Consider the following 18,580-nt stretch of genomic DNA (forward strand, 5'->3'; position numbering starts at 1 on the left):
TTTCAGGCATGAAAAAGCCCAATTTTTTTGATTGGGCTAAGACATTGAAATATATGATCGGGACGCCGACTGAAGGCGTAAACCTTATTCAGTATTCGATTCTATAAGATGCTTGGGTTTCCTTCGTTTCTGATTGAATCAACGCTCTATCGGTAAGCGCGTACGCAAAGAATGGGGGAACCCTATGAATGGGAGTTGCCCCTTCCCTGTGCTGGCTATAGTTTGAAACGCGAAACGACACTACGCAGCTCCCCTGCCAGTAGCGTGAGCTCCTCCGCAGTCACAGCGTTGTCCTCTATGCCCTCCATCAGCGCAACGCTCCCGTTACGAATCTCGGTCACATTGCGATTGATATCCTCCGAGACGGCGTGCTGCTGAACCGCCGCGCTGGCTATCTGGGTGTTCATTCCCACGATTTGCTCAACGCCGTCATTGATTGCATCCAGGCTAGTCGAGGCCTGATCAGCGGATTCGATGCATTCCTGAGCGCGCAGTTTGCCCGCTTTCATTTGCTCGACGGCATCGCCTGTCGCCAGTTGCAGCTCCAGGATAATCCGGCGGATCTCTTCGGTTGAGTTTTGTGTGCGCGAGGCCAGAGTTCTGACCTCGTCGGCGACCACCGCGAATCCTCGACCCTGCTCACCGGCACGGGCCGCCTCAATGGCCGCGTTCAACGCCAGCAGGTTCGTTTGATCAGCAATGTTACGGATCACCTCAATAACGCCGCCGATCTGCTGGCTGTGTTGCGCAAGCGCCGAAACCTTTTGCGCACTGCGCTCTACCTCATCGGCCAAGGCTTCAATAGTCACGCGGGTTTCCTGCATCTTCGCAAGGCCGGTGTTGGAGGACTGGCTGGCGTGCCCAGCGGCATGGGCAGCACCCTCGGTGTTCTGCGCCACGTCCGCAACGCTGGTGGTCATCTCGTTGATAGCCGTAGCGACTTGTTCGGTTTCGCTTTGCTGGGCGCTCATCGCCCGTTTAGCGAGGTCAATCGACACCCCAATGCGCTCCGCCGCATCGGAGACAGATTGTGAACTGCGCTCGACATGGGCAAGCGAGGAGCCAAAGGCTTGCACCATATGGTTAAGGCCGTTGCCCACGTCGGCCATTTCATCTTTGCCGCGCACTTGAACTCGCACGCTCAGGTCGCCCTGAGCAATGAGTTGGGTGGCAATCAAAACATCGTTGATCGTGCGACGCATGGCGCTGTAGATGCCGCTGAACACATACACCAGCAACAGGCCAAGAACGACAAACATGCCTAGAATGAATAGTCGTTCCGACGTTTTTTCCTGAACTCGGCGTTCAAGCGCATTCAAAAGTGCGTCTTGCAGCGTGTCTTGCGCTTTGTACAACTGAGCCACCACCGCATTGCCCTTGGCCGGCAAGTTCTGAACGCCGGTGATGGTGTCGCTTGGTGCGTCAATCAATACTTCGAGGTCAGCACGGAAACTGTCCAGGCTCACAAAAGCACTGGTGATCGGTGCCTGAATACTATCGGCGAGGGCAGGTTCTCTGCGACGCAACAGGGCGAGGCTTTGGTGAAGTTCTTTGTGGATGAGTAACTCATTTTTGAGCATCGATTTGATAACGCTACGCCCCCCCGCACTCAACGTTTGCCCGTCATGTAGCCCGCTGGCCAGCCCGCGCAATTGCCCGACGATATTGATTTGTCGTGGCAGCCTCAAGGTGCTCTGATCGATCATGAACAACGATGCGTAATCTTCATCCAGCACCATGCCCGACGTGGCCGATACGTAGTACACGAAGTTCAACGTCTCGGTGAGCTGATCGTTCCAGTGGTCGAAGATGGCGCTCTGGTCTGCATCCGCTTTCGCCAGCTCAATCAAACGCTGCGCCCCAGAGTGCAGACGCTGCACTCGATCACCGGTTTCCAGCTGTGTGTTGAGTTGTCGGTCGGTTCCAGCCAGTTTCGAAAACGCGTCCTCCAGCTTCGTCTGGTTGGCCGATAGATCGGCTTGAGCGGTTCTATCACCGCTGAGAAAGCGGTTCGTCAACGCGCGTTGCAACATTGATAAGCGCAGTACAGGTGTGACGTCCAACAGATAGCGCTGGCCCAATTGTTCCGAGCGAATAACCTCAAGGCTCTGGTTTATCTGATGGATGACGCGCGTACCGAGTAGAACCAGAGGGATGAAGACAATTATTGCGAGCACACCGAATTTCGTGGGGAAGCGTAATCGGTTAGCCAGGTGCACGGCAGGAGCAAGGATATTCATAGAGTTCTCACAGCCCGGATCGGGATGGTTTGTAGTTAATGTGTAGTTGAGAACACTCCGTTTTCTCGAATGCCTGGCTCTGTCTGGCTCATTCGGCTAATCACGTTTTATGTACTTAACGTTCAGACATCCTGTCGGCATTGAGATTGAGAACTTTATGAAAAGTTGTACATATATTTATTTTTGTACAACTTAGGAACGCTTTGAAAGCAGTGATGTCTCCGAGCCATCAGTGCTTCAAGGGAGTCTCGTATGGGAAGCGCTGAGGTCGCTACCGGATTGATCTGTGCTGGAGGTCATTTGTCTCTCATCTATACCCCAGCAGCGACGCAAGGTCGGCGAGCCAACCGGTGGAATTCTGCTTTGCGCACCTGGAAATACAGGAGCAGTGGTTAGCTGGGAAATGAAGTGGGCAGCTCGATACTGCGGGGATGGAACCTGTAGCCACAACGCGGGCAGGTTGGATTCGGCAAGTGCGGGGTGCTGGAACAGCAACGAACAACAACCACACTGTTCTCAGACAATCAAATCACGTGGATTGTTGGCAGAGGCATGATGAAGCATCTGGCTCATGCCAGCCATTCGCATCGGCTGGCTTTTGTCGCGGGTAAGGCTGATCCCCTGACTGTTCAGAGGACCGGCGAAGATCATCAGCATGGCGAACAGACTTAGCCATGCTCCGATCAGGTGGCTGTTACGCATCATCCGCGCACTTGAGGATTACACCTTGCCTTCGACACAGGGGCTCACAGCTTTCCGATAGCCCAGTAGCGAATCCAGGATGATAAAGCCCAGGAGACTGACGCCCAGTACGGGCAGCGCAAAGCCAATCGACAGTGCTGCCAGGATCAAGGCCCATTGCGCGCCCGGAGTCAATGAGCGCCAGAGGTTCAAGAGCGTTGCCTGCTGATTGCGCGCCAAAGAAAGCGTTGGACGACGTCGCCACCACATTACATAACCCATGACAACCATGACCGCCAGGCCACTGGCGAAGACCACCAGCACCAATTGATTGGCCAGACCAAACAACACGCCCATGTGAGCATCAATGCCCCAGCGGGTGAGCTTGGCGGGCAACGAGTATTCTGAAAACCTTACGTGGTCGACCACTTCCAGTGTTTGCGGGTCGATCGACACGGCATCCACTTGCGTCGGCCAACTGCGATCTATCTCGCTGACAACCCAAGCCTTGTCACTACTCGTAGATGGCCTGATTTCAACCTTGGCAGCATCGATATGCGCGCCACGCGCGCTGGCCAGAATACTGTCGAACAAAGCAGCGTCCACCATGGATGCCTGTGCCATTGGTGCCATGTGTATATGATGCTCGGCGTGCTCGCCCACGGGCATCGGCATCGCCGCCGACTTGCCCAATGAGGTGGCCACACTCGGGGTTGACCAGCCATAGTAGGCACGCAACACGCCGATGTTATCGCCGGCGTACTGTGACCACGTCAAACCGGTGGCCGAGAAAAACAGCAGCCCCAGCAGCAGCCATACGCCGGTAGTGGCATGCCAGCGGCGCACATTGCCGCGCTCACGGCTCTGCCGACGACGGCGAACTGCCCACAGCACCAGACCACCGAGTGCAGCTACCCACAACCATGAAGCCGCCAACTCGCTGTAAATCCTGCCGATATCCCCCAGCAAAAGACCTCGATGAAACTGATCGATCCAGGTGCGTAGCGGTAGCACACCACTAGTACCGTAAACCTTTATGTCCCCGCGAATTTCGCCACTCACCGGATCCACGAACAGCGCCCGATGCTCTGACGGGCCAAAGCCCGGATCGCTGAACATAACTCGAGTGGTATCCCCTTCCCGTGGGGCCGGGCGAACCGCTGCCACGCTTAGGCCTGGACCCGCCGATGCCTGTGCGCGTTGAATCTGAGCCTGCAAGCTCATAGCGGAGCCACGGCTGTCTGTGTGCAGGGCATGTGCGTAGAGCGAATCTTCGATCTGAGGGGTCAGTGCATAGACGACACCACTCAAGGTCGCGACCAGCATGAAGGGACCGACGAATACGCCGATGTAAAAATGGAGCCGCTTCAGAAAGGCGGCAAACGCCATGGACGGCTTTGGCTCCGGGCTTGAAGATGATGCAGACATAGGGACTCACCAACGTGTAAACGCGGCCGACCGGGATCACATCCCAGAAGACTATAAATTCAGTATTGGATGCTCTTGCGAGCGATACTCAAAGTTCCACGAAAGGCGTTAAGGGGCCTGTGGATTGAGTGCCGGGAGCGTGTGCCTTGATAACTTCCCGTGCCAGAGGCCAGGCAACACAAAACGGGGGCTGCGGGTCCGGATCAGCCAGCCCAGTGCAACGAAAAAAATCATTGCCAGCGTCAGTGTTCCGGCAAACGAACAGTCTCCCGACTGCGCCTTCATGCTTCCTGACGCGCCCATTTTTTTTGAAGATCCGTCCATGGGCATGTGCATCTCGTGATCACCTGCATGATGGCCTCGATGCATGTCCGACATCCCAAGGCCGTCGTGGGAACCTGAGGCCACAGCGTTACCGGTAAAAGCGGCCATCATCTGACCGTGACCGATACTGCACGCAAGACCATTGAACAAGATAACTGCGTACAGTATCCAGGCGATGGGCGAGCAGTGGGTTCGGAATAAATTCATGGCGAGTAATTTAGCATCTCTAACTGTGTCAAAACACAGCTGTGTGATGACCCGTATGAGAGTGGCAGCAAACCAACCAAAGATCTTCCGGCCCCAGCGACTGCTCGAGCTGGAAGTCGGTACTGCGCCGTCTGGCGCCGTATTGTTCGAACACACCATCAATCCCGTGACGTTGCAATTCGCAAAGCAAAAAGTAGTCTTTTCACGCCAAGGTGGCTTCGATGGAAAACCACCTCGTTTCGAGTTAATCACGGACTAGAATTCACGCTGCCACTAGCCAGGAGGGCTCGACCGATATTCTTCGCTGCTGTCAATGTGACGGACAACGCTCTGCGTTCGAGTTCCTCGGTTGTGCAGCGCACCGCAGGGGCTGCGATACTGATGGCGCCTACAGGATAACCATCGATATCCAATACCGGGACGGCCAAAATCCGTAGTCCCTCAGCGAAAAGTGAATCGGTAATGATGTATCCATCCGTTCGAATTTTCTCGAGTACCTCGGAAAGCGGTCGAGATAGTGCTTTGCTCTTAAAGGATGCGGATAAGGAAAGCGCCTCAATGCGCTCGACTTCGTGCTCAGGCAGAAACGCAAGGATCGATTGGCCAATTGCTGTTTGGCAAGCGGGGACGGTTGTACCGATACGGATATCTACTCCCAGGCGAGTGATGCCCGCCCTGACACGCTCAAGATAGAGCACATCGGCCCCTTGAAGAACGGCAAAGCTCGCAGCTTCGCTTATTTCGCTGACGAGCCCTTTAAGAACAGGACGAACCAGGCTGCGCAGATCTGTATGCGCAATTGCGTGGAAGCCTAGATTGAGAATCTTGAGTGTGAGGGAAAAACGCTTGCTTTCAGGGATACGAGAAACATATCCGAGATCCACCAACGTATTGAGCATACGGTAGGTTGTGCCAGGGTCGAGGTCGGCCTTGGCTGCGATCTGGCTCAATGTAAGCTCGTCTTTTTCCGCAGTGAAGGCCTCCAAGACTCGAAATCCTTTGGCAAGTGACTGAACAGTGCTGCGCTGGCTTTTGTCTTCGTCAGCAGAGTTCGTCGGTTCGCTTTTTGTTGAGTTTCTGGGAGCCATGGGCGATATCCATCTGGGGTAGTTCTTGTTTTCGGAATGCGAAAAACCGTTAAAAAGAATAGCACCTGGCGGTGCGTTGGCCTACTCGGTTATCCACCGCCCGGTTTCCGAGTTGCGAAATGATCACTTATTGCCTTCCCTCGTCTTCAGCTTTCCCGCCTCACTGGACGTACAGACTCAGGGATCCAGCGAAGAAGCCAACCGCAGATCCGCAATCTGAACGGCTAAAGCGAATTCGTCGAACTTTTGGATTTGCGGCTTCAAAAACTCATCCGTTTCCACCTCGCTTCAATGTGTCTGGTATAGCTTAAATCCAGAGAGTGTCAGGGTGGCGTGGATATTCAGCGCGTTCTTAAGTGCTCTACAACCCCCATGTGATCGGCGCAATAGATGGCACTTTGCAACCGTGGCCGGCCTAAATCTGCAAAGCCTTTATAAAACCTAATGGAATTTCATGGGCAGCAAACATGACATAAAAGAATAAAAAAGCAGTTGGATCGTCAAAAAAAGTGTGGGCCCTGCAAACTGATGGTGGTAGTCTGAATACAAGAAAGAAAAAACTTTCGCATTCCGAAAAACAAAAAAGGCGCGACGAAAGATGAAACAGACCGCTAACCAAGATGCCTACCCCGAACATTCCGTCGTCTATGACCAAGGCAATTGCATAAATGCCCGTCTTCCCGCGATTGGCTCATGCCGCCCGCATGCTGTGCCCGGTTTGCATACCAGGTCAGCCTTTATTCGCACTCAGTTCAACAGCGCCCGCTCTGTATATGACGTGCGCCGCTTCCGTAATAGTGTCGAAATACAATCAGTGCCGTCGACATCGCTCTCGAACGACACTTTCAGTACCTCAGCTAAAAAAGTCCTCGCGTTTTTTCCTTCGCCGTGAACACGGTCATGAAGTAGTAATTTCTGAAAAGCTGATCACCCAGCATTAGCCAGTAATGCTAAATAAGATTAGCTTGGGAATAAACTACACCACTGCACTGTGTTTACGACGGTAAGTTTTTTATCGCTCTGAAAAGCGCAAAAACAATAAAGGAAGTGCTATGTTGATGCATCACGTTGAAACTGAGCCCTTGCCAGAAAAAGTTAGAAGTCAGGCGAATATTAGTGCCAGGTTAGAAAGGCTTCCCATCACCAGACAAGTATTTTGGGCCAGGAATATTATTGGTGCCGCGACTTTCTTCGACGGTTATACAGTCATTGCCATTGCCTATGCGATGCCGGTTCTGGCCAAAGAGTGGAGCCTCAGCGGCACCCAAATCGGCATGATTCTCTCTGCCGGTTATCTGGGGCAGCTGTTCGGCGCATTGATCTTTGGATGGCTGGCCGAGAGAATTGGGCGTATGAAGGTGCTGACATTTACCATCCTGTTGTTCGTATCGATGGACGTCGCCTGCCTGTTTGCGTCCAGCGCAGCGATGATGATTGCTTTCAGGTTCATACAGGGCATCGGTACGGGAGGAGAAGTCCCGGTCGCGAGCGCCTATATCAACGAATTGATCGGCTCCAAAAAACGAGGAAAATTCTTCCTTCTGTACGAAGTCATGTTTCTGCTTGGTCTGGTAGGGGCCGGGATAATTGGCTACTTCCTCGTTCCGATCTACGGCTGGAAAGCAATGTTCGCAGTGGGGTTGGTACCCGCGATGCTGCTGATTCCCCTTCGTTTCTTCCTATTCGAATCGCCGCGTTGGCTTGCTTCCAAGGGGCGCCTTGAGGAGGCTGACCGGATTGTCACTCGCCTGGAAAATAGCGCGGTCAAAGCAGGCAAGACACTGCAACCTCCAGTAGAAGTGCCGCAGATGCATGCGATAAATAACAGAGGGGGTTGGAAAGAGCTTTTCAAAGGCATCTACTTTAAGCGCTCACTCGTTATTTGGGCCATGTGGTTTGGCTCCTACATGGTCGCTAATGGACTTATTACCTGGCTGCCGACACTTTATCGTCAACACTTCCATTTGCCGCTCGAAACCAGCCTGGCTTATGGTTTCATGACATCAGCAGCGGGTGTAGTTGCTGCAGTAATTTGTGCACTATTGATTGATAAGGTCGGTCGTCGCCGCTGGTACATGGGTGCCTTGTTTCTCGCCGCAATACCTCTCGCGATACTGGCCACCACAGGCGCAACGGCACCAATAAAGATACTGGTACTGGCCGGATTGGGATATGCGCTGGTCCAGACAGTTACTTTTTCGCTGTATTTGTACTCGGCGGAACTTTATCCCACTCGGCTACGCGCGTTAGGTACGGGTGTAGGTAGCGCCTGGCTAAGATTGGGTTCGGCATTGGGTCCAATAATTGTAGGTTTTACCGTCTCCGGCGTGGGTGTTCAATATGTGTTCGGTATTTTTGCGGCGGTGTTATTGATGACAGCCGTTATCACCGCATTATTCGCTATTGAAACCAAAGGCCGAATTCTGGAAGAGCTATCGCCATAAATTTCAACTGCATAAATTTCAAACCGCAACAACTGAATTAGTTTCAAACTCAGAGCACATAAGTATGTGTTTTGCGCCCGCGCATGCGTTATTTGCGAAATTTAACCAAACCAGAGGTAATGAAATGAGCACTAAAAACACTATCGACCTTAAAGGCCTCGTTCCTGCTCCTGTCACGCCGTTCACTCGTGAAGGTGAAGTTGATTATGCCGCTATCCAGAAACTGGGTGCCTGGCTCGGCAGCTTTGAAGGCGTGAAGGGACTGGTTGTTCTGGGCCACGCGGGTGAAGGTACCTTCCTGACTCAGGAGGAACAGGGTCGTGTGATCCAGGCTTTCAAGGAATCGGTAGGCGGCCGTCTGCCAATCATCGCTGGCATCACTGGCGAAGGGACTCAAGTAGCCGCTGAAGAGGCCAAGCGTGCCGTAGCTAATGGTGCAGCAGCAGGCCTGGTTTATCCATCCCACGGCTGGCTGCGTTTCGGCTATCAGAAAGGTGCTGCGCAGGACCGCTATAAGACGATCTACGAAGAAAGTGGCCTGCCACTGATCCTGTTCCAATACCCAGACGTGACCAAGGCGACCTACGACCTGGAAACTCAACTGGAAATTGCCAAGCAACCTGGCGTGTTCGCCATGAAAAACGGTGTTCGCAACATGCGTCGCTGGGACACCGAGATCCCGGTAGTCCGTCGTGAAGTTCCCGATCTGCAGATCCTGACCTGCCATGACGAATACCTGTTGCACACCATGTTCGACGTAGACGGCGCATTGGTCGGCTACGGCAGCCTGACCCCAGAGCCGCTGATTGAGCTGATCGCTGCTGGTAAGCGTCGCGACTACCCCGCTGCTCGCGCCATCCACGACAAACTGCTGCCAGTTACTCGCAACGTCTACCACCGCGGTTCCCACATGGAAGGCACAGTAGCCCTGAAACATGGTCTGGTTGCCCGTGGCATCTTGGACCATGCCACCGTGCGCTCGCCGCTACTGCCACTGGCAGAAGGCGCCGACAAGGAAATCGCAGACGCATTGCGCAGCGCTGGTCTGATCTGACCACGAGCCAAATTGATGCCGTACTCCAAAGGTGCGGCTTTGAGGTGAACCACATGCCAAAGGCCTGCACATCAGGCCCTTGGCATCACTCGATCCGGATACTTCTCCACCTACATTCGAGCCGTTTTCCCGGAAGTGCGGCGTTGAGCCCGCTCAACTGGTGATGACAGGCCGACATTGCCCTTCAATAAAAACAACAGGGGACAGGTCTTGAACATTCAGAATAATCGCGCAACTCGTGTGTTTTTCATTCCCGCTTTGGTTTTACCTTTCAACGCACTGGCTCAGGGTTTTGTGGATGACACAACCGCTACTCTGAACTTCAGAAATTTCTTCTTTGATCGCAACTTCACAGCGCCTGGTGTTGCACAAAGCCAGGCTCGTGAGTGGACGCAAGGTTTTATCTTCGACCTCAAATCCGGCTTTACCCAAGGCACCGTGGGAGTTGGGGTTGACGTGCTGGGGAAATACGCAGTGAAGCTCGATGGAGGCGCAGGAAGGTATGGTGCGCTGCTGTTGCCAAAGGACGCCGACGGGGAGCCTGCGGGGAGTTTTGGGAGACTCGGCGTCGCGGTCAAAGCAAAGTTCTCGAATACGGAGTTGAAGGTAGGCGAGTGGATGCCCAATTTCCCGATTGTTACAGCGGATGATTTTCGCGCCTTGCCGCAGACTTTTCGCGGTGCCCAGATTGCTTCGCAAGAACTCAAAAACTGGTCCTTCTATGCAGGCGACCTGAAAAAAACCAGTCTGCGCAATGACTCCTCGATGGAAGACCTCACCTTTGGCTCGGCTCGATCAGACTCTTTCGAGTTTCTCGGCGCCGACTATCGCTCCCCCTCCAAAAATACAACGGTCAGGCTTTGGTCTGGTGAGCTGAAAGACATCTATGAACAGCACTACCTCGGGCTGAACCAGAAATGGCAACTGACTGAAGGGGTATCGGTGAACTCCAACCTTGGTTTTTTCTGGGGTAAAGACTCAGGAAGTGCGAAAGCCGGTCAGTTGGATAACCGTACTGTGTCAGCGCTATTTAGCCTCAACATGGCTGAACATGCGATCAGCCTAGGACTGCAAAATGTCTCGGGGGATACCGGTTGGATGCGTATTGGAGGAACCGGCGGTATCTATTTGGCCAACAACACCTTTAACCATGCGTTCGACAATCCCCGGGAACGGTCCTGGCAAGTTCGCTATGACCTCAATTTCGCCGGCTACGGAATTCCTGGTTTGAATTTCATGACACGCTACGTTCACGGTGACAACGTGGAACTAAAAAATGTTGATGATGGTTCAGAGTGGGTACGAGAATCGGAGTTGGGCTACGTAGTCCAGAGCGGAAAGCTCAAATTTCTATCTGTTCGCTTGAGGAATTCAAGCATCAGGCGGAATTTCAACGCCAGTGATTACGATGAAAATCGGTTGATCGTCAGTTACCCGTTAGACGTTTTCTAATAGATAATTATCCAATTACGGATTAACACTAATAGTGTACGAATGATAGAACAGCAGGATCAAATATCGTCCAATTAGTCAAACTGGTCGCCGACGCTGCCACATGCCCGTAATCCAGGGGTGGGAGAACCAGTAAATGGAGCGTCCCCCAGTGTCGCCTTAAAGCTTAAAACGCGAAACGACAGTACGCATTTCACCCGCCAACAATGAAAGCTCTTCTGCCGTCAAAGCGTAACCTTCTATGCCCTCCATCAGCGAAAGGCTACCGTTGCGAATCTCGGTCACATTGCCGTTGATATCCTCAGAGACGGCGTGCTGCGTCGGTCGTCGCTAGTTGCAGCTCTTGGATAATCCGGCGGATCTCTTCAGTAGAGTTTTGTGTCCGCGAGGCGCGGGTTCGACCTCGTCCGCGACCACCGCGAAGCACCGACCCCGTTAAAAAAGTCCGCTCCATTCGCTGCGGGGACCCTGCGGACCCCACTAAGATAGTGGGCCCACTGATAAGCGCCAACCAGTGCGAATTCATCCGTGGCCAGATCGACGACGCCGTCGCAAAAGGTGCACGTCTGCTAACGGGTGGCGAATACCAGGGTAACCTGTTCCAACCCGCCGTCGTGACCGACGTCACGCCCCCCATGGCCCAATCTTAACCTCGCTTTCGAAAGCGATTTTAGACGCTATACGCGATGGTGAATTGCCGTATGGCTGCCTCGAGATTTCTGTTCCTTTAGGAAGCTATATAGAGCCCTATCAACTGACCATCCGCCATTCACGGATGAATTCGTCTGGCTTAAGCCTACTACTTTATAGTTGCCCGGACCGCACACCAACGGGAAAGGCGACCTTATCAAGCACGTCCCCCCGATGCCCAACGTAAGGAGACTGTAATTCAAGCAAAAAAAGCTGCCCTCCTCCTGCCGCCTGGCTTCCGGCGGGCGCGACCAATCTTGGTAGCTATCTCGCTGATGCTGATTGCGCACTCAGCATCTGCATTGCGCGTCAGACTGGTGTTGCGTGCCGACGCAGCGTGGCGGCCACCTGCCAGGGGGTAGCGCCAGCATACTCGAAGTCAAAGTTGCAATTGTGCTGCACGAAATTCAGTGCTTGGCCGCAATTGATCAGGTCGGTCTGCGCAGTGGAAAGGTGCGGAAAAGCATGGAGCGAGTTGCGCCGACGACTTATGCTCTTCGCCGAGCAGCAGAAGCTCTCTGATCAAGCACGGCTGATATTCGATTGCATCCCGAAGATGATTCGCTCAACGCGCGTACCGGGTAAGCCGACCTATTTGTTAGAGGACAGCGCGACGCACCGACACACACAACTGCGTCACGACTGGCGTCAGCGTCAACATCAACGCCGACGCGCAGGCAATACGTAAACTTGCTGTTCGCCGTCAGATCGAACGGAGGCATATTTCAGCGGTAGCAGTCTAACGGCGTAACATCGGAATGCCCGCACAAAAAATAGATGCGCAACATGGTCTCGAGGTTGGAGCTTCCTGCCGACGAGGCCTTAAGGTACAACCCGTCGTTTAGGCCCGGCAGACCAGTCCGGGATAACATCTGTCGAAACCTCCGCGGCGAGTTTGCTTGCACCCACGGTGTTTTCCAGAAAGACTCCTACCTACCGTGCTGGTCGACGTACAGTTGAATCTTGATGCCGTTCATCAAGACGATGTTTACGCTGAAATGTAGCCATTTTTTTAAATTATCCAGAGTCAATCTAGTTCTTTCTTAATACCAACATCTTTTGCGATGGCCGAACTGCATGAGTCGCAACAATGGCGCTGGTCAACAATAAGTGGTCACGGTGAGTCATGTACTGGACCCCGACGCTGTGTCGTAATTGACGTACCATTAAATTATCCAGGACTCCTGCCGATGGCCAATAATGAAAATAATGCCTCACACCTGTCCCAAACGCTTAGATGGACTGATGCGTTTGCCCTCTCCATGGCGGTATCGGGCTCCATATTCGCTTCTTTTGGATTCGCGCTAGGGGCGCTAGGTCCGATCGGAGCACTGCTTCTATGGGTAGGATCAGCAGCAATTGGTGCGTGTCAAAACTGGATATTTCTTGAAGTCAGCGCCATGTTCCCAAACAAACCAGGCGGCGTTGCAATGATAGCCACTGAAGGTTGGAGACGCCGTTGCGCTCTGGTGGGCCCGATCGCTTCTTTCGGTTACTGGTTGGGCTGGTCAGCAGTACTCGCAATTGTAGGCGTCAGCGCTGGTTCGCTGATTCAAGCACAATGGTTCCCAGAGCAGATCTGGAGCTACCAACTCGGATCAGTGAACATTGGACTTGCACAGTTTATCGGCGTAGGTCTGATAGTGCTTTTCTGGCAGTTCAACCGCTTGGGCGTACAGATGGCAGCGTCCGCCTCAAAATATATGGGCGCCCTGCTATTGGTTCCAATTTTAGTCCTAGCATTTGCTCCGCTCTACAGTGACGCTTGGAAGTTCGAACACTTTCAGAACGCTTGGAATAATTTGCCTGTTGCAGATTGGAATACAGGTCGTACCGCACTGATGTGGCTTTTCCTCATTGCGTGGAGTGCCTACGGCACAGAAATGTGCGCTGCGTTTGGCCCTGAATACCGCAGCAAGAAAGACATGCGTCTGGCCCTAATAACATCTGGTGGTTATACAGTTGCTGTGTTCGCTGCAGTGGCTTTCAGCCTCGGAGGCTTGGCCGATCAGCAGGCAGCAATTGACAATCCGAATGGTTTCTTTATCGGAGCTTTCGATGCAATCTTGGGTAGCGAATACAGCAGCTTCTTCATTAGCACGCTGCTAGTCGGACTATTCATGGGACTGAATGCCTCCCTCGCGGACGGATCGCGTGCCCTATATGGCATGGCACTTGACGGTTTGACGATTCGCCAACTGGGTGTGCTTAACAAGCATCAAGTACCGGGCCGGTGTATGGCTGTCGCAGTCGTAATTAACATTGCAATGGTCTTTCTGCTCTCCTCTCCTCTCGCCATCTTGGTGACTGCTAATATCGGCTATGTGGTATCGATTTTCTTTGCCCTTACTGGGTTTCTGTGGCTCAGGAAAGATGCTGCTGACATTGAAAGACCTGTAAAACTTAGAGCTGGGTGGATTCCGATCGCATGGGTCTTTAGCTTACTGACCGGCCTGATAGTGCTTGTGGGGGCAGCCTCAACGGAACTCGTAGGATACGGTGGGACGAAAGAGCTTTTGATGGGCATAGGTATTCTACTTCTTTCCGTAGTGCTTTATGGTTTACGGAAACTGCAAGACCGCTTTCAACCCGGTGATCCAAAAACTCATCAAAGCGGTCACTGACAATTATGGCATCCGACGGCCAGACCCACTGGCCTTCTCAATTCAAATTCTAGCGCCCGATTTTCGCGATACGGCCCTACTCATTGCTTATTTAAAACACTGAGTAAGCAACATTAGACTCCGCACATTGAGTTTTAGAGCCCCATCTATTCGAAACGAGGATGGGGCTCGTCAACGTGTACGAACCTTAGCTCTGACCGCCAGCAGTAACTGCCGGCACTATAAATACTGTCGAGTGTCATCGCGCTTTCCATTGGCCTGGTCGGCGCACTTTTCATTTACTTGATGCCAGGGCGCCGCCGCTACGTAAGCGTCCGGCCAATTCACCTACCGTATCAGTGGATGCCTGCCGATCGCTACAAGGTGTATTCGCTGGCATAACATAAATAGAACGATCCTTTTCTCATGGCGCTTGGCTCTATCTGACTCAGTGGGGTGGTGACGCTTAGACGCTTAAATGCATAAAGAAACGTTTCAGTCGGCGCGTCACGATGAGAATGACAAACCTTTTTATTTGTGTGTGGGTTTGGAGCACGAAGCACCAGATAATGCCAAAGAGACATTCTGGCGGAAAGAGCGATCATGAAGCGCAGCACTGCTGCCTGCTCGAGGTTAATTGACCGGGCAATCGATGTTGGTACGCATACAAAAACTCGTTACAGATCTGGCTTATTAAAATTGGATCTCGGCCGATGAAGGTACATACACAATAAGAAGTCAGTGGCTCAGGCCAACTGATGGTCAACCCGCACATTGCTCCCAAGCGAGATAACCCAATGCTCGACACTCTCTCCATCCGCTTAAAGATCACCCTTCTCTCCGGATTGTGCCTCTTGGGCGTGATTGGCCTGATCGTCAGCCTGAATCTCTACCAAAGCAGTCAGAACAATCTATTGATCAGTACGTCGAGCAGCAAGATGCTGACGGAAAGCGGGGACGACCTGCTGCAGGCCAAGGCCGCAGAGCAGGCGAGTAAGCTGCAAAGGGCCTTCGGCGATAGTCTGCTGATGCTCACCGTTCTTTCCGACCAAGCCTCCAACTTGCGCACTATGGCCACCCAGCGCGGATTGGCTGCCGCCACGCTGCGTGAAGAACTGACCCAGAGCCTCAAGACCACCTTTGATCACAATCCGCAGATATTGGGGCTTTGGGTGATTTACGAGCCCAATGCGCTGGAAGGTAAAGACAGTGAGTTCATCAACGACGCCGCGCGTGCCTCCAATGAAAAAGGACGTTTTACCAGCGGCTGGAATCGGGGGGCCGGTCAGTCGATCAATATCGTGATTCCCGAAGACGATTTGCAAAAGACCGAGCTGAGTATCAGCGGCGTCCCATATAACAGTTGGTACACCTGTCCGCGAGACACGCGACACACCTGCCTGATGGCACCCTTTATCGATACCCAGGCGGGAATGGCACAACTGATGACCACCCTCTCCATGCCCTTGATTGCCGATGGCAAGGTCATCGGCGTCATTGGCGTGGACCTCGCACTCGGGGCTTTGCAAGCGACCGCCAGTGATGCACAGCAGACGCTGTTCAACGGCTCGGGCCATATGCTGATTGTCTCCGACAGCGGTGTCCTCGCCGCTTACAGCAAGGATGCCAGTCAGATCGGCAAACACATCAGCGTCCCTTTGGGAGATGAAAGCAAGGCAGTGCTCAGCGCATTGCAACTCAAAAAGCCGGTGGTGTTGAGTCAGGACGAATTGATCCGCGCGGTCTACCCCGTTGCGCCCATCCCTGGCGCCGCGGCGTGGGGGGTGGTGATTGACCTGCCCAGGGACGTACTGCTGGCCGACTCATTGGAACTTCAAACATTGCTTAACCAGGCGCAAACCCGGGACACCCTGAAGTCGCTGCTGGTCGCAACAGGCGCTGGACTGCTGGGCCTGCTGCTCATCTGGTTCACCGCCTCTGGCGTAACGCGCCCCATCAACAGGGTCGCTCAGATGCTCAAGGCAATTGCCAGCGGCGACGGCGACCTTACACAGCGGCTGAACTACAGCAAGAAAGACGAACTGGGCGAGTTGGTGAAATGGTTCAACCGTTTCCTCGACAAACTGCAACCTACCATCGCACAGATCAAACAGAGCATTAATGACGCTCGCGGCACTGCCGACCAGTCCTCGGAAATCTCGAGGCAGACCAGTGAAGGGATGCAGGTGCAATTTCGCGAGATCGATCAGTTGGCAACAGCCTCTAACGAAATGAGCGCGACGGCCCATGAAGTCGCGCACAGCGCATCGAGCGCCGCCCAGGCTGCGCAAGGTGCCGACGAAGCGTCAAGAGAAGGCATTACCATCATCGAAAGAAGCACTCGCGACATCAACGCCTTGGCTAGCGAGGTCAGCAAGGCCGTCGCGGAAGTCGAAGCTTTGGCGGTCAACAGCGAGCAAATCGGCTCGGTACTCGAAGTCATCCGCAGCATTGCCGAACAAACCAACCTGTTGGCCCTCAATGCTGCGATTGAGGCGGCGCGGGCCGGGGAAAGCGGTCGTGGTTTTGCGGTGGTCGCCGATGAAGTGCGCAATCTTGCCAAAAGAACCCAGGACTCCGTCGAACAAATCCGACTGGTCATTGAGCGTATCCAGACTGGCACGCGTGGCGTGGTGGCAACCATGCATTCAAGCCAGACGCTGGCCCAGGAGAACGCAGAGCAGATCCAACAAGCAGTGCAGGCATTAGGCAAAATCAGCGATGCGGTGACAGTGATCAGCGATATGAACCTGCAGATTGCAAGTGCGGCGGAGGAACAAAGCTCTGTGGCCGAAGAGGTCAATCGCAATGTCTCAACCATCCGCGGCGTGACCGAAGCGCTGACTGAACAAGCGGCTGAGTCGGCGCAGGTCAGTAGTCAGCTCAATGCACGAGCCAATCAACAAATGAAGCTGATGGATCAGTTCCGCGTATGACGCAAACAGGCTTCGATTACGCGATACGGCCGCAAAAAGGATTTTTCGCAAGGCGTGCTCTGCGCACCGATTTGTTCAGAGCTGCATCCATTTATGTATGAAGTCGGCGTTGATGCCATGGCTCATGACAACACTGGACACGGTTGCGCTAGGTTGCAGGCATTCCTGAACGACCTGGGCCTTGAACAGTTTGGGATAAGAGCTTCGTTGGCGCATGGAAATTCCGGCGATAAGGGCGATCGCGTCCGCTTAAAAATACGCGGACACGATCGTCCTTAATGCTGGGATTTTGAAGGTGTGTTCGCCGGGCGCTTATGCCGCTACGAAACGTCAATCAAATGGACGCCTGTTTCCAAACCAACTGGCAGTGGTGCCAGACTGCACAGGCAGTAGGCCACGTAGTGGCAACGGGTATCAAGACGCTAGTTCAAGTCGAGACCTTCCTCAAGTATGGACTTCTGCACGGCTTCACGACTCTTCACACGCTCGTACCAACCAGCAGATGGGTCGCGGCGCAGGGCATAGAAACTCTGCGCTAATAGCTTCGGTGTGATGCGATGCAGCAATGCCATGAACTGCATGCCCTTGTTTCTGCGGGCTGCTTCACCCACACCTTCAAGCCCCATCGAAGCGCAAACAAGCAATCCTTGGTGTCAAAAGCCACCGTGCCGTAACTCTGCGGGCCGCGGAACTGCGCCATCCACCCAGCCGCTTGGCTCTCGGATATCGCCAAACCTGAGGTAGCTAGAAGGCTCACTGATATTAATTGCCGACTGGAGACTCACCGCCCTTATTGCAGTGTTAGACGTAGCGTCGAAATCCCCTGGGAAGACCTCAGTGGCGTGAACGTTTATTTTCTTCGGAATCGCGAACAAAAGAAGGCGCGAGCCGAATCGGTTTTCTGAAACGTTTCCAGCAGATGCCTATGACTAAGAACGTGATTGGAAGGTTTTGGACATCCAATCAGCCCAGAAATCAGTGGCGCGATATCGATCAGTGCCCTAGGGGATGATGTCGTTTTTCATTCCGGGTGAGCATTTGACTTGGCAAAACGGGTAAGGCCACCGAACAATTAGGTACTTGGCCGGCGAAGGGCTCGGTGACGATCCCCTCCAAAAGAGACAGCGCTACATGTGCAGCTGAGTTATCGTTCTGTCATTCGCCAGTATTCCCCAGGTGCGGGCGTCAATTTCAATAAAATAGAATATTGGGCGCTATACTAAATGCCTTTCGAAACGCATAACTGAAGTGGGAAGAGCCGGGAAAGCCAAACTCCAAGGCCACCTACGACACACCAAGTACCTGCGCTTTCTTAAGCCATTAAAATAAGTTTTTTCATCGTAAAACAACTCTCTTCTGTAAGCATCAATATAGAATTCTATTTAAACGCGAATAGTGAGCCGGTACGACGACGAATCGCATGCTTCCCATTA

The 18,580-nt window shown here is 53.3% G+C and carries 12 protein-coding genes and 3 pseudogenes; 7 read left to right on the forward strand and 8 right to left on the reverse strand.

The genetic code is table 11. The features are described 5' to 3' along the window. Positions 1-215: 215 nt before the first annotated feature. The 5 genes and pseudogenes from ACVWXD_RS13805 to ACVWXD_RS13825 form a co-directional block, all read right to left on the reverse strand. Positions 216-2,240 (reverse strand): methyl-accepting chemotaxis protein, encoded by a 2,025-nt coding sequence (locus ACVWXD_RS13805; RefSeq protein WP_183701851.1) that lies wholly within the window; start codon positions 2,238-2,240, stop codon positions 216-218. Between the two features lie 237 nt (positions 2,241-2,477). Further along, positions 2,478-2,744: pseudogene (locus tag ACVWXD_RS13810) on the reverse strand (hypothetical protein); the annotation flags it as partial. 12 nt (positions 2,745-2,756) lie between these two features. Further along, positions 2,757-2,945: a DUF2946 family protein gene (locus ACVWXD_RS13815; protein WP_457371128.1), complete on the reverse strand. Its 189-nt coding sequence runs from the start codon at positions 2,943-2,945 to the stop codon at positions 2,757-2,759. A gap of 15 nt (positions 2,946-2,960) precedes the next feature. Then, a complete protein-coding gene (locus ACVWXD_RS13820) occupies positions 2,961-4,349 on the reverse strand; it encodes a PepSY-associated TM helix domain-containing protein (protein WP_183701858.1) in 1,389 nt (462 codons plus the stop codon). Positions 4,350-5,128: 779 nt separating this feature from the next. Further along, on the reverse strand, positions 5,129-5,968 hold the full coding sequence (locus tag ACVWXD_RS13825; protein WP_183701860.1) for an IclR family transcriptional regulator: 840 nt from the start codon (positions 5,966-5,968) through the stop codon (positions 5,129-5,131). A gap of 1,052 nt (positions 5,969-7,020) precedes the next feature. Here ACVWXD_RS13825 and ACVWXD_RS13830 point away from each other — a divergent pair. The 3 genes from ACVWXD_RS13830 to ACVWXD_RS13840 all read left to right on the forward strand — a co-directional run bounded on the left by ACVWXD_RS13830 (position 7,021) and on the right by ACVWXD_RS13840 (position 10,918). After that, positions 7,021-8,412: an MFS transporter gene (locus tag ACVWXD_RS13830; protein WP_068580949.1), complete on the forward strand. Its 1,392-nt coding sequence runs from the start codon at positions 7,021-7,023 to the stop codon at positions 8,410-8,412. A 124-nt stretch (positions 8,413-8,536) separates the two neighbouring features. Beyond that, positions 8,537-9,466: a dihydrodipicolinate synthase family protein gene (locus ACVWXD_RS13835; protein WP_183701862.1), complete on the forward strand. Its 930-nt coding sequence runs from the start codon at positions 8,537-8,539 to the stop codon at positions 9,464-9,466. 210 nt (positions 9,467-9,676) lie between these two features. Then, positions 9,677-10,918, forward strand: a complete 1,242-nt coding sequence (locus ACVWXD_RS13840; RefSeq protein WP_183701864.1) for an OprD family porin — start codon at positions 9,677-9,679, stop codon at positions 10,916-10,918. A 159-nt stretch (positions 10,919-11,077) separates the two neighbouring features. On the opposite strand, the pseudogene ACVWXD_RS13845 reads toward ACVWXD_RS13840, so the two are convergent. Further along, positions 11,078-11,353, reverse strand: a pseudogene (locus ACVWXD_RS13845) (methyl-accepting chemotaxis protein); the annotation flags it as partial. A 53-nt stretch (positions 11,354-11,406) separates the two neighbouring features. Here ACVWXD_RS13845 and ACVWXD_RS13850 point away from each other — a divergent pair. From ACVWXD_RS13850 to ACVWXD_RS13865, 4 genes and pseudogenes are all read left to right on the forward strand, one after another. Next, complete coding sequence (locus tag ACVWXD_RS13850) at positions 11,407-11,568, forward strand: aldehyde dehydrogenase family protein (RefSeq protein ID WP_241526806.1); 162 nt, start codon at positions 11,407-11,409, stop codon at positions 11,566-11,568. A 1,230-nt stretch (positions 11,569-12,798) separates the two neighbouring features. Continuing rightward, positions 12,799-14,232, forward strand: a complete 1,434-nt coding sequence (locus ACVWXD_RS13855) for an APC family permease (RefSeq protein WP_183701866.1) — start codon at positions 12,799-12,801, stop codon at positions 14,230-14,232. Between the two features lie 1,049 nt (positions 14,233-15,281). Beyond that, positions 15,282-16,289: pseudogene (locus ACVWXD_RS13860) on the forward strand (PDC sensor domain-containing protein); the annotation flags it as partial. Between the two features lie 102 nt (positions 16,290-16,391). Next, on the forward strand, positions 16,392-17,147 hold the full coding sequence (locus ACVWXD_RS13865) for a methyl-accepting chemotaxis protein (protein ID WP_416220681.1): 756 nt from the start codon (positions 16,392-16,394) through the stop codon (positions 17,145-17,147). A gap of 75 nt (positions 17,148-17,222) precedes the next feature. On the opposite strand, the gene ACVWXD_RS13870 is transcribed toward ACVWXD_RS13865, so the two are convergent. Next, positions 17,223-17,363, reverse strand: a complete 141-nt coding sequence (locus ACVWXD_RS13870; RefSeq protein ID WP_183701872.1) for a transposase — start codon at positions 17,361-17,363, stop codon at positions 17,223-17,225. 206 nt (positions 17,364-17,569) lie between these two features. Beyond that, positions 17,570-17,758 carry a hypothetical protein gene (locus ACVWXD_RS13875; RefSeq protein ID WP_221214865.1) on the reverse strand — a complete coding sequence of 63 codons (189 nt, stop codon included), beginning with the start codon at positions 17,756-17,758 and terminating at the stop codon, positions 17,570-17,572. Between the last annotated feature and the right edge of the window lie 822 nt (positions 17,759-18,580).

It is taken from the genome of Pseudomonas sp. TE3911 (genome assembly GCF_054062775.1).

Excerpts from the sequence above, each read along its gene's own strand:
- ACVWXD_RS13805 (WP_183701851.1), bottom strand. The coding sequence starts at position 2,240 with ATGAATATCCTTGCTCCTGCCGTGCACCTGGCTAACCGATTACGCTTC.
- ACVWXD_RS13815 (WP_457371128.1), bottom strand. The coding sequence starts at position 2,945 with ATGATGCGTAACAGCCACCTGATCGGAGCATGGCTAAGTCTGTTCGCC.
- ACVWXD_RS13820 (WP_183701858.1), bottom strand. The coding sequence starts at position 4,349 with ATGTCTGCATCATCTTCAAGCCCGGAGCCAAAGCCGTCCATGGCGTTT.
- ACVWXD_RS13825 (WP_183701860.1), bottom strand. The coding sequence starts at position 5,968 with ATGGCTCCCAGAAACTCAACAAAAAGCGAACCGACGAACTCTGCTGAC.
- ACVWXD_RS13830 (WP_068580949.1), top strand. The coding sequence starts at position 7,021 with ATGTTGATGCATCACGTTGAAACTGAGCCCTTGCCAGAAAAAGTTAGA.
- ACVWXD_RS13835 (WP_183701862.1), top strand. The coding sequence starts at position 8,537 with ATGAGCACTAAAAACACTATCGACCTTAAAGGCCTCGTTCCTGCTCCT.
- ACVWXD_RS13855 (WP_183701866.1), top strand. The coding sequence starts at position 12,799 with ATGGCCAATAATGAAAATAATGCCTCACACCTGTCCCAAACGCTTAGA.
- ACVWXD_RS13865 (WP_416220681.1), top strand. The coding sequence starts at position 16,392 with ATGCAGGTGCAATTTCGCGAGATCGATCAGTTGGCAACAGCCTCTAAC.
- ACVWXD_RS13870 (WP_183701872.1), bottom strand. The coding sequence starts at position 17,363 with ATGCGCCAACGAAGCTCTTATCCCAAACTGTTCAAGGCCCAGGTCGTT.